This is a genomic window from Bacillus sp. ISL-47 (assembly GCF_018613175.1).
In the GTDB taxonomy this organism is placed as follows: domain Bacteria; phylum Bacillota; class Bacilli; order Bacillales; family Cytobacillaceae; genus Cytobacillus.
On record NZ_JAGGQS010000013.1, the window covers coordinates 1 to 14,069 of the forward strand.

The window sequence follows — 14,069 nt, forward strand, 5'->3', positions numbered from 1 at the left end:
CACTTAATTGAACCGCCGTATACCGAACGGTACGTACGGTGGTGTGAGAGGTCGGGGGTTAGTCACCCCCTCCTACTCGATTTAAAAAGCAGTAATTTCTTCCTCCAGGCTTCTATTAATCATCAAACTTTCTAACTGGTCAAAAAGTAATTTTTTTATCACATGAGTTTAATGGGGGAGTGTCGGGGTACTTCAATAATGGTTACATAGTAAAGATTGGCAAATGGGAGCAGCTGCTCTTTTAAATAAAAGGAGGAATGAACACTTGAAACAAGATCCGCAAAACAAAGGTATCAATGAGCACAGTAAGGACAAGCAGCTGGAGGAGTTCCGCATGGATAACTCCGGCAAAAAACTGACGACGAATCAGGGTGTAAAGGTTTCAGAGGATGAGCATTCTTTAAAAGCCGGTTCCCGCGGTCCAACCTTGATGGAGGATTTTCACTTCCGGGAAAAGATGACGCACTTTGACCATGAGAGAATCCCGGAGCGGGTAGTTCATGCCCGCGGTTTCGGCGCACACGGCTTCTTTCAGGTGTACGAATCAATGGCTGAATATACAAAAGCAAAGTTCCTTCAGGATCCATCGGTTAAAACACCGGTTTTTGTCCGGTTCTCAACCGTAGCAGGCTCCCGCGGCTCCGCAGATTCTGTTCGTGATGCCCGCGGCTTTGCCACCAAATTTTACACGGAAGAAGGGAATTATGATCTTGTTGGAAATAACATCCCGGTGTTTTTCATCCAGGATGCCATCAAGTTCCCGGATCTCGTTCACTCATTCAAACCGGAGCCTCATAATGAAATGCCCCAGGCTTCAACGGCCCATGATACGTTCTGGGACTTTGCCGCCAATAATACCGAAACAGCCCATATGATCATGTGGACCATGTCGGACCGTGCCATTCCGCGCAGCTTCCGCATGATGGAAGGCTTTGGCGTTCACACGTTCCGATTTGTGAACGAGCAGGGTAAGGCACGTTTTGTAAAATTTCACTGGAAGCCGGTTCTTGGCACACATTCCCTCGTGTTTGACGAAGCGCAAAAGCTTGCCGGAAAGGATCCGGATTTCCATCGCCGCGATCTATGGGAAGCGATTGAAATGGGCGATTACCCTGAATTCGAGCTTGGGGTTCAAATGATTGATGAAGAAGATGAATTCGCCTTTGATTTTGATATTTTAGATGCGACAAAGCTTTGGCCTGAGGAATTGGTGCCGGTTAAGATTATGGGGAAAATGACGCTGAACCGCAACCAGGATAATGTGTTTGCCGAGACGGAACAGGCGGCCTTCCATCCGGGCCATGTTGTCCCGGGAATTGATTTTTCAAATGATCCCCTGCTTCAGGGACGCTTATTTTCCTACACGGATACACAGCTGATCCGCCTAGGCGGGCCGAACTTCCATGAGCTTCCGATCAACCGGCCGGTGTGTCCATTCCATAACAATCAGTATGACGGTTACCATCGCATGACGATTAATAAGGGCCCGGTTGCATACCACAAGAACTCCCTGCAGAACAATGATCCAAGTCCTGCAGCTGAAGAAGAAGGCGGCTATGTACATTATCAGGAGAAGGTAGAAGGACGCAAGGTGCGCGAGCGCAGTGATAGCTTCAAGGATCACTACAGCCAGGCAAAGATGTTCTGGAACAGCATGTCTGAAGTCGAAAAGCAGCATATCATTGAAGCCTTCCGTTTCGAAGTCGGAAAGGTAAAAAGCAAAGATGTTCAGCAGCAGGTTGTCAATATGTTCAGCAACGTAGACGCTTTCCTTGCCGAGCAAATTGCCCTGGGTGTTGGCGCAAAAGTGCCGGATGCTGCGAATGAATCCAAAGTGACGCTATCATCGCCGGCTTTAAGCCAGATGAATACAGCAAAATCTCCTAAAACGAGAAAAGCTGCCATTCTCGCTGAAAATGGTTTTAACTATATGGAAGTCAGCAAAGTAATGAAATCCTTAAAGGAAGCGGGCATTACGGCTGAAATTGTCAGCAAAAACCTTGGCATGATCAAAGGGAATGGCGGAGAACTGGAAGTGAAGCAAACCTTCCTAACCAGCCACTCTGTTATGTATGACGCCGTCTATATAGCAGGCGGAAAAGAAAGCGCAGAGGCACTAAAGATGGTGCCGCAGGCGAAAGAATTTGTTCGTGAAGCATTTCAGCATTTTAAAACGATCGCCATTGGCAGCGAAGGAGCGGAATTGCTGCCTGCAGAGGCCAAGGATGCGCTCGGGCAAGAAGGCACCCAATCGCAAACCTTCGCAGAAATGGGAATAGTGGCAAACAGAAGCAATGATGATACCCAATCCTTCAGCGAAAATGTAATCCATGCGATTGCCAAGCATCGCCATTGGGAACGCGTCATATAAGATACGGAATCGACGCCAGCTGCTCTTTAGGGAGCGGCTGGTTTTTTTACTGAATCGGAACAAACCCTGTTAAATTAGGAAGTGACCGATATATTTGAAATCTGGCCGATAAACCGAAAATCTGACGGATAAAAAAGAAAAGTGACTGATAAATGAAGAATCTGACCGATAAGCCTCCTGAAGTGACCGATAAATAATGGATGTTACGGCTGCCAAAAGATGTTGGCCGGTAAATCAACGATTTCGGCCGGTATTTAGCTGAAATTGGCCGGTAAATCAACGATTTCGGCCGGTATTTTACCAATATTGGCCGGTAAAAGACTCCATTCCCTCAAATAGAACCTTCAAAAAGAACTTTTTATCATAAAATTTATCCTCAGCAGGGATTTCTCTCTAATAATAAGAATTTCTATAAGGAACTGCCAAAACAAAGCATAAAAAGACAGGATACTCATTTTCAGACTTGTTAGGATGTATTCAAGGGAGTGATCAAGAATGTCATGGATCGTATCACTGCAAAAGGCGATTGATTATATAGAGGAGCATATGCTCGAAGAGGACCTCTCCATTCAGAAAGCTGCTGAACAAGCGAATTCTTCTGCTTTTCACTTTCAGCGAACATTCTCCATTCTCACCGAAATGCCGGTTGGAGAATATATCAGAGGCAGAAGATTGACTCTTGCAGCACAGGAGCTGATCCGAACAGACTGCAAAATTATTGACCTTGCCTACAAATATGGATACGACACTCCCGAAGCTTTTACGAAAGCTTTCCGCAGGCAGCATGGGATTATACCGACTGAAGCAAGGAATTTTACTGGAAAGCTCAAATCATATAACCGCCTGGTGATTCAGGTGAGTCTGAAAGGAGCAGAACCAATGCAATACTCAATTGTGGAAAAAGGCGCTTTTCAAGTGGCTGGAGTCAAGAGAGCGTTCTCTTTATGCAATGAAGAGAATCTTTCCGGCATTCCTAAAATGTGGGATGAAGTGAATCGTGACGGAACAAGCGACAGGCTGTTCCAATTGAACAATGGGGAAATGAAAGGTGTTCTCGGCATTTGTGTGGATAATCGAAACACAAAGCCTGACAGCATGGATTATTGGGTTGCAGCCAGCTGCAAAGGCGAAAAGCTGGAGAGCCTCGAAAGCATGGAGATTCCGGCATCCAAATGGGCTGTATTTGAAGTGCATGGCGCCATGCCGTATGCCATGCAAAACACTTGGAAAAAAATCTTTTCGGAATGGTTCCCGTCGAGCGGGTTTGAGCATGCGGGAGCGCCTGAAATGGAAGTCTATCCAGCGGGTGATGCATCTAGTCCGGATTATTATTCCGAAGTCTGGATTCCGGTAAAATAAACACAAAAACCTGCAGACGTCAAATCTGCAGGTTTTTTATTAAGGCTTCCTCTTTGGAATCTTTCCAATCCCGAGCTCCTTCGCTTCTTTCTGCAAAGCTTTGATCAAGCTGAACGTCATTAATGCCATGATAATGGAAAACGGTAGAGCTGCTGCAATCATCGTATTTTGCAGTGCCTGCAGACCGCCTGAGTAAATGAGTACGAGTGAAATGGTGGATAGCATAATTCCCCAGATAAACTTGATCCGATTCCCCGGATGGTGCGAGCCATTTGTAGTCATCATCCCCAGTACATAGGTGCCGGAATCAGCCGATGTAATAAAGAAGGTGCAAATCAAGATAATCGCAATAATGGAGAGCAATGTTCCGAACGGAAAATTCGAGAAGACGCCAAACAGTGCTTCCTCCGTAGCCAATTCCGAAATCTTCGCAACCCCATTATGCTCTTGCATAATGGCTGAACCGCCAAAAGTGGAAAACCATATAAATCCAATTAAAGACGGCACCAGAAGAACGCCGAAAACAAATTCGCGTATGGTTCTTCCTTTTGAAACACGCGCGATAAAGATGCCGACAAAAGGAGCCCAGGCAATCCACCAAGCCCAGTAAAAAATGGTCCAGCCATTAATCCATGCCCGTACATCCTCATTTAAAGGTGCAATCCGGAAACTCATGCTTGGCAGGTACTGAAGGTAGGTCCCGAGTGTATTTGTAAATAAATTGAGAATGAATAAGGACGGCCCGAGAAAAAAAGTCAGCAGGAAAAGAAGGATAGCCAAAACCATATTGGCATTGCTGAGAATTTTAATCCCTTTCCCGAGGCCAGTCCATGCGGAAATCATAAATAAGATCGTAACAATCAGAACAATTAATACCTGAACCGGGAAACTAACGGGAATGCCGAAAAGATAGGAAAGGCCTCCGTTAATTTGCATGGCGCCAAAACCTAAAGTCGTCGCAACCCCAATGACAGTCGCCACAACGGCGATTATATCGACCACTTTTCCGGTAGTGCCTTCTACTTTATCACCAAGAATCGGCCGGAGTGTTGCACTGATCAATCCAGGTTCGTCATGCCTGAAGTTAAAATATGCAAGAACTAGAGCAACAATGCCATAAATAGCCCAGGCATGAATACCCCAATGAAAATATGTGTACCTCATGGCATCACGAATTGCCTGATCTGTTCCTACTTGACCTCCAGTAGGTGACCCCACTGCATAATGATAAATGGGTTCAGCAGCTCCCCAGAAAACAAGCCCAATCCCCATCCCGGCGCTGAACAGCATCGCAAACCAGGTAGGGCGTGAGAATTCAGGTTTATCATCCTGTTTGCCCAGCTTTATTTTTCCCAATGGGCTGATTAAAAAATATAAGCAAACAAGGACAATGAACGAAACAAGTATTAAATAATACCATCCGAACTTATCGGTAATAAAGGTCTGAACATTTGCAGTTACTTCCTCCAAGGCATCTGGCACAAAAACGCCAAATAAAACCAGCAATATTAGGATAGCCACTGATATGTAAAAAACCACTAAGTTCTTCTTCACATTTCAATCCCCTTTCTGCATAGACCGCTTCTTATAGGATTGAATACAACAGGAGGAATTATGCGAATGAAATAATAAATTTGGAGGAATTTATCATAAGTTGAAGAACTCTCATATAAGCATAAAAAGCAGGGAGGTCAAAAATTGCTAACACTATTCCGCTATAACTGGCAAGTTCGTGATGAGTGGTTTGGATGGTGCCGAAATCTTTCCCTGGAGGAGCTTAAAGCTGAAAGAACCGGGGGAGCTGGCGGCATTTTACAAACACTTTTCCACATTGTAGATGTAGAATACAGCTGGGTTTGTGTCATTGAAGGGAAAGAAGTAAAAGATCCGTTATATTCAGATTATGGAACACTGGAAAAAGTGAAGGTGTTATCAGATGGGTACCGGATAGAGCTTGAAGAATTTTTTCAAAAGGAGTGGCCGATTCAAGGGGATGAGCAGGTTAGCCCCCCGTGGATGGAAGGCCTTTTCAAAAAGGAGGAAATCCTTCATCACATCATTGCTCATGAAATTCATCACATCGGCCAGCTGTCTGTCTGGGCGAGGGAGCTTAATCGTGAACCGGTATCAGCGAATCTTTTAGGGCGAACATTAGAAGGAATAAGGGGATAAAGACATGATTAGAAGACTGACTGAACAAGACCACAAAATGTGCTTCCGCTTTTTAAAGCAGCAGCCGGCAGAGAATCTATTTATTATCGGAGACATTGAAGCATATGGATACGAGCAGGATTTCCAGAAGGTATGGGGAGAATTCAATGAATGTGGAGATCTTAAGGCGGTTTTATTAAAGTATGAAGAAAATTACATTCCATTTGCAGAAGGAACATTTGATGCGGAGGGGTTTGCAGAAATCATGCTGAAAGATCCCGGCTTTGGAATGATGTCCGGTTTAAAAGAAGTTACAGCTCAAATTGAGCCTTATGTCAGCGGCCGGATAAAAAGAAAGCGGGAAACATACTATGCAAAATGCACAGCATTGAATGAGGCAGCAGAACATACAGATACTTCGGCGGTTCTGCAGGCAAGTCCGAAAGATGCAGAAAAGCTTGTGGAGCTGCTCAACAGCATTCCTGAATTCAGCGATTCAGCGATAACAGCTGAACGGAAAAGGCGTGTCTTGACGGATGGATCTTCCCGTTCCTATTATATAGTGGATGATGGAAAAATGGTCAGTACTGCATCAACCACAGCTGAAAATTCGCTTTCTGCTATGGTTGTAGGTGTAGCTACTGCTGAAAACAGCAAGAAAAAAGGGTATGCAACTCAATGCATGGTCAAGCTCTGCAGACAGCTTCTGGCGGAAAATAAAGAACTGTGCCTGTTTTACGACAACCCCGCAGCAGGTGCGATTTATAAGCGAATAGGTTTTGAGGATATCGGCTTTTGGATGATGTATACAATAGATAGGAATTAGTGAAAAAGATGTCCGGATCATGGGCATCTTTATTTTTGGCAAAATATTTAAAAAAGTACGTTAAATAGGACATATATCACCGAATTTTATATGGAAAAACCATAAAATTGGTTATGAAACTGAACAGGGGATTGGGGATGCCTTGTTTCATGATCAAACATTTTATGGGAGGGGTATGGATTTACCAGCAGATTGCCATGTATGCGACTGTTTTTTTTGTGTTTCTTCTGGCGCTGGCTTTTGCTTTTGTCTACGGTGAATCAAAGCGCAGTGCGGATTATGGTCCCATACAGAAAAAGGGGTATAAAATCAGGAAATTCTACTTTCTCGGCCTTATTGCGATTATGGGCTTTGCCAGTGTCATGACACTTGGGAGATTGCCATATGACCGTCATCAGGCGGAAGCGACCGGTCTAAATGAAATAAAAACCGTAGAGGTTACTGGAATCCAATATGCCTGGGAGATGAGTGAGGATCAATTTCAGGCAGGCGACCAGGTTCAATTTAAAGTGACAGCAGATGATGTTACTCACGGATTTGGTTTGTATAATGAAGAAATGGAGCTTGTCGCGCAAACGCAGGCTATGCCGGAGTATACAAATACCGTCTATTATACATTTGAAGAGCCCGGGACTTATCAAATACTCTGTCTTGAATATTGTTCAACCGGCCATCATGTAATGGTGAAGGAGATTATTGTTGAACCGGAAGGGGGAAGCCTTTGATGAATGAGAGCATCCACCCTTTGGCTAAGAAAACGATTGTATGGTATTTGGCCGCAGCATCATTGGTATTAATCCTGATGATGGCTTTTGGCGTCATCATGCTTATGAATCAGGGGAATATGATCAGCATAACCCCACAGTGGTTTTATAAAATAATGACTGCACACGGAACAGGGATGGTTGGGATTGCTGCATTAGGCGGTACAGCTATATTGTGGTATTTCCTGTCCAGATACATCAAACTGAATCCTGCCATTCTGATAGTAAACTTTGCTCTTTTCTTCATAGGAGTTGCCATGGTTCTGATTGCCATATTCGTCTTTCATTTTTCAGATGGCTGGACGTTTTTATATCCGCTTCCTTCCCAGTCGGCCAAACTTAATGGGGCAGCAGGAGCGATATTCTTTTTATCAGGCATGCTGATCCTGGGCATTGGCTTTTTAATTCTCTATATGTATTTGGCTGCCAGGCTGACAAAGGCTTATGGAGGACTTGGCAAGGCGCTCGGATGGGATATCATCTTCAGAGGGAAAGAAGGCTATGGACCGCCCGCAGCTGTTGTGGCAACAGCCATGGTTATCATCACCAACTCGACGGCTCTTCTGGCAGGGGCAACGGTGCTCCTTGCCTCGCTTCTGAATATAATAAACCCGGCAATTACAATGGACCCGATGCTTGCCAAGCACTTAACCTACGCATTTGGCCATATCTTCGCCAACTGTACGATATATATGGCTGTTATTGCCGTTTATGAAGTTCTTTCTGAATATACAAAACGGCCATGGAAATCCAATAAGGTCTTTTTGATTGCCTGGAACTGCTCTACTCTATTTACCTTAATGATTTATACCCATCATCTGCTGATGGATTTTGCGGTTCCAAAATGGATGCTCATTATCGGGCAAGTCTTTTCCTATGCCAACGGCCTGCCTGTTATGGTCGTTACCGCCTATGGAGCATTAATGATTGTCTATCGTTCACGAATGAAATGGGATTTTGCCTCAAGCCTGTTCTTTCTTTCGATGTTTGGCTGGGTGGCAGGCGCAATCCCTGCGATCATTGATGCGACCATCGTTGTCAATCATGTGATGCATAATACAAAATGGGTACCCGGCCACTTTCATACTTACATGGGAATGGGGGTAATCGCGATGATCATCGGTTTTATGTATTATTTTAATAAAACCGAAGGCAATCAAAAGCATGAGAACATTGATACGTTTAGCATTGCTTTATACTTTTCCTTTTTTACAGGTCTCGTCGGTTCCTTTTTGTATGCAGGCGGAATCGGTGCGCCGAGGAGATGGGCCGAGCACTTGCCGCAGTGGGTGTTATCTGACCAGGTGGGGGCTGTCAGCGGAATTTTTATTGTTCTGGCAGCGATTATCTTCACCGCCAGGTTTTTTGCTGGTTTAAGAAGTGTCGGTTCAACGGTTCCTCATCATAAAAATTCGGCGGCTAGCTGATTAAAGGCGTCTGGAGAATCTTCTCCAGCGCCTTTTTATTTTCCCCTGCTAAGACGGTCGTTCCTTCGTGTTATACTAAAGGTTGCAACTATTCAAATAATTTGCAGGAGGACTAAGGAACAAATGAATTGGAAATTGGCATCACTGCTGCTGACAGGGATTGGCATTTCGAGATTGGGAGATTTCATTTACCTGATTGCAATCAATCTGCTCGTTTATGAAATGACGGGCTCGGCTGCAGCTGTGGCAGGATTATGGATTCTTGGTCCGATCACTTCGGTTTTAACCAACTCTTGGAGCGGCGGTATGATTGACCGGAACAATAAAAGGAAACTCATGATTTGGACAGATATTGTGAGGGCATCGGGTGTTGCACTGATTCCTTTTATCGGGAATATTGGATTCATCTATGCGGTTCTATTCTTGATCAGCATTGCCAAGGCTTTCTTTATGCCGGCATCTACAACATACATAACCAAACTGGTCCCCTTCGAAAGCAGAAAGAAGTTTAACTCAATCAATAGCCTTGTTACTTCAGGTGCCTTTATCATCGGCCCGGCTATCGCTGGCGGATTATTTTTGGTTGGGACCATTGAAACAGCCATCTTTTTGAATGCGGCTTCGTTCGTATTTTCTGCTGTGATGATCTGGCTCCTGCCGGATATGGATAAAGAACTCCAGCAAGTTCCAGTAAAAACGTCTGCCTATGAAACGCTTCGGGATGACTGGAACCGGGTCATCCAATTCGGGCGAAGGGAGGCATTTATCATCTCTGTTTATGGTTCCTTTCTTGCATTCGGCTTATTTTCTTTGGCTATGGATTCCCAGGAGGTTGTCTTTATACAGGATGTGGTTGGATTGAAGGAAGCGGATTACAGCTTTCTTGTTAGTATCAGCGGGATTGGCTTTGCATTGGGAGCCCTTTTTATCACAGCAGTTTCCAAAATGCTGAGCATCAAACAGCTTATGGGATTTGGCATGCTGCTGGTAGCTGCGGGCTACATTATCTATGCATTGGCGAATTCCTTTATGATGGTTGCAATTGGATTCACTATATTGGGTTTCTTTAACGCTTTTTCAAGCGCAGGATACCAAACCTTTTACCAAAACAATGTACCTGTTGAAATCATGGGCAGAATGACAAGTGTCATCGGTGTCATCCAAAGCATTGCACAAATCGTCTTGCTGCTTGGTATCGGGGTGCTGGGAGATATTTTTCCGCTTCGCTATACCATCGTCCTATTATCCGGCTTCAATTTAATCCTTTCTCTTTATCTATGCTGGCAGCTTTTAAAGCCGGGAAAACAGCAGTATTTTTCGGAAACATCAGCCCTATAAAATAGAGCCGGACCTATGGAGGTCCGGCTCTAACTTCAATTCCGCACAATAATATAAATCAAGTAAATGATGTAAGCTGCTGCTAGGAAGCTGCCTTCATATTTACCTACTGCATAGTGGGTTCTTGAGAACGCCAGGAGTACGACCGTCAGCAGAATCATGATCGTTATATCTACAATGATCTTTGGGTCAACTCCCAATGGAGTAATCGTTGCGGCTGCACCAAGTACAAAAAGAATATTAAAGATATTGCTTCCAACAATATTCCCGAGTGCGATCTCACTTTGCTTTTTAAGGGCTGCAGTAATAGAGGTGACCAATTCCGGCAGGGAAGTACCAACTGCCACAATCGTCAAGCCAACAAGTGTTTCGCTCATTCCCAGCGAAACCGCAATCTCGGTGCTGCTTCTGACCACCAAATCTCCGCCAAAAATGATTGCTGCCAGGCCGGCGAGTGTAATCAAGATTTGCTTCGTCCATATGGAGCCGCTCGTTTTTACTTCCTCGCCTTGCGTACTGCTGCGGCTTTTTCTCGCCACTTCAAACAAATAATACATGAATACGGCAAAAATCAAGAGCAGAATTAGCCCATCGCCGCGGGTCACAATGTCTTCGCTGACGGATTCCAATACCCGGTCACTGATAAATATGATCAAGGCTGTGCTCGCCAGCAAGGTAAAAGGAATCTCTTTTCGAATGGTCTCGCTTTCCACCTGCAAAGGATTGATCATCGCTGTAATCCCAACCACGAGCGTAATATTAAAAATATTGCTTCCGATTACATTGCCAAGCGCCACATCCGCATTTCCATTCAGCGCTGCCAGAATACTGACGGTCGCTTCAGGTGAACTCGTACCAAACGCCACAATGGTCAAACCAATCAAAAGCGGAGAAATCTTCAGGAAACCGGCAATTTTCGAAGCTCCCTCTACAAAGAAGTTCGCCCCTGCAATCAGGAGGGCAAATCCTATAACTAAAAGTATGTATGACACCATTTCACCATCCTCTAAAGTTAACCAATCTAATCAGAAATGAAGTGAATTCTTATTCAAGAAACCAATCTAGCAAATTGCTTCCAGCTGCCTCACTTTCATCCAATAAGTACCAGTATTATACCCTTTAAGGCTGCTGGAAAACAATTCAGAAGTTATATAAGGATAAAAAATTGAAGAATGATTTTGCCATTCCAATTAATTTTGCTGATAAATCTTCCTGAAGATGAGTCCAAAGGCTCAAGGGATAAACGGACTATTAGCTGAATATTTGTAATGTTTGACAATCTTATTGAGCGCATCTATGCGGGGGGTGAAAATAGTTTATTGCGCATTTAAATTTGAATAAAGGGGTTAGGTGGATACATGAAAAAACGTAATTTTAAATCCTTTCTGATTACACTTGTTTTCTTGCTGACTATTTCATCTATGGGAGCAGGGGCAAGTGCTGCCACTACACCAACTAGTAAAGAAGCTTCGGAGCTTGCAGAACTGGTTGGAGACTTTAACTTCTCTTCCGCGAAAAGAACCAGCGTTATTGTTGAATTGAAAGAGCCATCCCTTGTTGAAGCAAAACACAAAGGGAAAAGCCAATCAAAAGCAAACCTCTCAAAAGCTCGCAATCAAGTAAAATCAAATGTTAATAAAGCAGTTAAAAGCGCAAAAGTAAACCGTGAATATGATCATGTTTTCTCCGGTTTCTCAGTAGAACTTCCTTCAAACGAAATCCCTGCTCTTTTATCCGTTCCAGGGGTTAAAGCTGTATACCCTAACGTTACATATACAGTGACTAGCGTTGGAGAAGGGGAAGTTATCTCTCCGGAAGCGTATAGCCCAAATATGTTTGCTAGTGTTCCGCACATCGTGTAGATGAAGTATGGAAAACAGGATTTACTGGTAAAGGAATTACAGTCGCTGTAATCGATACTGGTGTTGACTATACTCACCCTGACCTTGAGCATGCCTTTGGTGATTATAAGGGATACGACTTCGTAGACAATGATGAAGATCCGCAGGAAACGCCTAAAGGCGACCCAGGAGGAGAAGAAACTGCGCATGGTACGCACGTATCAGGGACTGTTGCTGCTAATGGACAAATTAAAGGGGTTGCCCCTGAAGCCAAACTCCTGGGGTACCGTGTTCTTGGTCCTGGTGGAAGCGGTACAAGCGAAAATGTAATTGCTGGTATTGAAAGAGCTGTCCAGGATGGCGCTGACATTATGAACCTATCTCTAGGAAACTCTTTAAACGACCCTGACTATGCAACAAGTATTGCGCTGGATTGGGCAATGGCTGAAGGCGTTGTTGCGGTAACATCAAACGGCAACAGCGGCCCGAAAAACTGGACAGTCGGCTCGCCTGGAACTTCCCGCGATGCTATTTCTGTAGGGGCAACACAGCTTCCTTACAATGTTTATAACTCTGCTATTTCTACTTCTGAAGGTATTGAGTATCCTTCTGCAAAAGTTCAAGGCTTCCCTAGTGATGCGGAGCTATTGGCTCTAAATGGGAAAGAGTTTGAATTTGTTCATGTTGGATTAGGTGCTCCAGAAGATTTTGAAGGAAAAGATGTAGCAGGAAAAATCGCTTTAATTAGCCGTGGAGTATACCCATTTGTTGATAAGGCTTCCGCTGCAAAGGCTGCAGGCGCAGTCGGTGCAATTATCTATAATAATATTGCCGGTGAGCATGCAGATGTTCCAGGACTGGCAGTTCCTACCATTAAAACAACACTTGAAGACGGACGAAAACTGCTTGCAGAACTTGAAAATGGCAATAACAAAGTATCTTTCAACATCAATTACTCAAAAACTGTAGGAGAAACAATGGCTGATTTTTCATCCCGTGGACCAGTTACTGGTACTTGGATGATTAAGCCTGATGTCTCAGCTCCTGGAGTAAACATCACAAGTACAGTTCCGACGCATGATGCGGCCAATCCGCATGGTTATGCAGCATATCAGGGAACAAGCATGGCGTCCCCGCACGTTGCTGGAGCAGCAGCGTTATTGCTGCAAGCACACCCTGATTGGAATGTAGATGATGTAAAAGCAGCGTTAATGAACACAGCCGAAGAATTAAACAACCCAGCAACTGGGAAACCTTATCCACATAACACACAAGGTGCAGGCAGCATTCGTCCGTTAGCTGCAATCAATACAGATACACTTGCTGCACCAGGCAGCCATTCTTTCGGCACATTCCTTAAAACAAAAGGAAAGCAGGTTGAAAAGCAGCAATTCACAATCAAGAATCTATCTGATAAGAACAAGAATTATAGCTTTAAAGTGAACATGGGTGAAAACTCAAAAGCCATCAAAGTTATGACCAGCAATAACCTAAAAGTAAAAGCCGGCAAATCTCAAAATGTTAACTTAAACGTACAGGTTGATGCTGGCAAGCTTGTGCCTGGTTATTATGAGGGCAGCATTACAATCAGTGATGGATCAGCAAATATCGATGTTCCGACCATTTTGTTTGTACAAGAGCCTGATTATCCTCGTGCAGAATATGTAGGCATTTCTCAGTTAGAGAATGATCAATTTGAAATTACGGGCTATTTCCCTGGCGGTGCGGAATCTGTTGAGTACTTTGTTTATCTTTCTAATTCAGATGGTGCACCAGTAGGATATCTAGGTGATATTGGGGTACAAAATAATATCCCAGCTGGCTATCATACATTTGAATGGGATGGCGTACTTACAAATGAATCTAAGCTACAAAAGGGCTATTACTATAATGTATATGCCTATGCAACTTACAAAGGGCAAACCGACCTTGCTGGAGTAAATTTCCTTTACGAATAAGAAAATGAAAAGAGGGTCACCGTTCACAGGACGG

9 protein-coding genes and 1 pseudogene are annotated in these 14,069 nt (G+C 44.1%); 8 read left to right on the forward strand and 2 right to left on the reverse strand.

The window, feature by feature from the left end; all coding sequences use genetic code 11:
* Window positions 1-223 precede the first annotated feature (223 nt).
* Window positions 224-2,371, forward strand: coding sequence for a catalase (locus J7I93_RS05475; protein WP_214724115.1), 2,148 nt, complete (start codon window positions 224-226; stop codon window positions 2,369-2,371).
* A gap of 495 nt (window positions 2,372-2,866) precedes the next feature.
* Window positions 2,867-3,730 carry an AraC family transcriptional regulator gene (locus J7I93_RS05480; RefSeq protein ID WP_214724117.1) on the forward strand — a complete coding sequence of 288 codons (864 nt, stop codon included), beginning with the start codon at window positions 2,867-2,869 and terminating at the stop codon, window positions 3,728-3,730.
* Window positions 3,731-3,769: 39 nt separating this feature from the next.
* Here the strand turns inward: J7I93_RS05480 and J7I93_RS05485 are convergent, their stop codons facing one another.
* The gene (locus J7I93_RS05485) at window positions 3,770-5,284 is read right to left on the reverse strand and encodes a glycine betaine uptake BCCT transporter (protein ID WP_214724119.1); all 1,515 of its coding nucleotides are present in this window, start codon (window positions 5,282-5,284) and stop codon (window positions 3,770-3,772) included.
* 144 nt (window positions 5,285-5,428) lie between these two features.
* Here J7I93_RS05485 and J7I93_RS05490 point away from each other — a divergent pair, with 144 nt between their 5' ends.
* The 5 genes from J7I93_RS05490 (at window position 5,429) to J7I93_RS05510 (ending at window position 10,236) form a co-directional block, all read left to right on the forward strand.
* Complete coding sequence (locus tag J7I93_RS05490; RefSeq protein ID WP_214724121.1) at window positions 5,429-5,902, forward strand: DinB family protein; 474 nt, start codon at window positions 5,429-5,431, stop codon at window positions 5,900-5,902.
* A 4-nt stretch (window positions 5,903-5,906) separates the two neighbouring features.
* Window positions 5,907-6,707: a GNAT family N-acetyltransferase gene (locus J7I93_RS05495; RefSeq protein WP_214724123.1), complete on the forward strand. Its 801-nt coding sequence runs from the start codon at window positions 5,907-5,909 to the stop codon at window positions 6,705-6,707.
* Window positions 6,708-6,856: 149 nt separating this feature from the next.
* Window positions 6,857-7,432 (forward strand): cupredoxin domain-containing protein, encoded by a 576-nt coding sequence (locus J7I93_RS05500; protein WP_214988692.1) that lies wholly within the window; start codon window positions 6,857-6,859, stop codon window positions 7,430-7,432.
* Window positions 7,432-8,898 (forward strand): cbb3-type cytochrome c oxidase subunit I, encoded by a 1,467-nt coding sequence (locus J7I93_RS05505; RefSeq protein ID WP_214724125.1) that lies wholly within the window; start codon window positions 7,432-7,434, stop codon window positions 8,896-8,898. The genes J7I93_RS05500 and J7I93_RS05505 overlap by 1 nt, the downstream gene beginning before the upstream one ends.
* Before the next feature lie 123 nt (window positions 8,899-9,021).
* Window positions 9,022-10,236: an MFS transporter gene (locus tag J7I93_RS05510; RefSeq protein WP_214724127.1), complete on the forward strand. Its 1,215-nt coding sequence runs from the start codon at window positions 9,022-9,024 to the stop codon at window positions 10,234-10,236.
* Between the two features lie 35 nt (window positions 10,237-10,271).
* Here the strand turns inward: J7I93_RS05510 and J7I93_RS05515 are convergent, their stop codons facing one another.
* Window positions 10,272-11,228, reverse strand: coding sequence for a calcium/sodium antiporter (locus J7I93_RS05515; protein ID WP_214724160.1), 957 nt, complete (start codon window positions 11,226-11,228; stop codon window positions 10,272-10,274).
* A gap of 366 nt (window positions 11,229-11,594) precedes the next feature.
* On the opposite strand from J7I93_RS05515, the pseudogene J7I93_RS25375 reads away from it, so the two are divergent.
* Window positions 11,595-14,035: pseudogene (locus J7I93_RS25375) on the forward strand (S8 family serine peptidase).
* The last annotated feature ends 34 nt before the right edge of the window (window positions 14,036-14,069 follow it).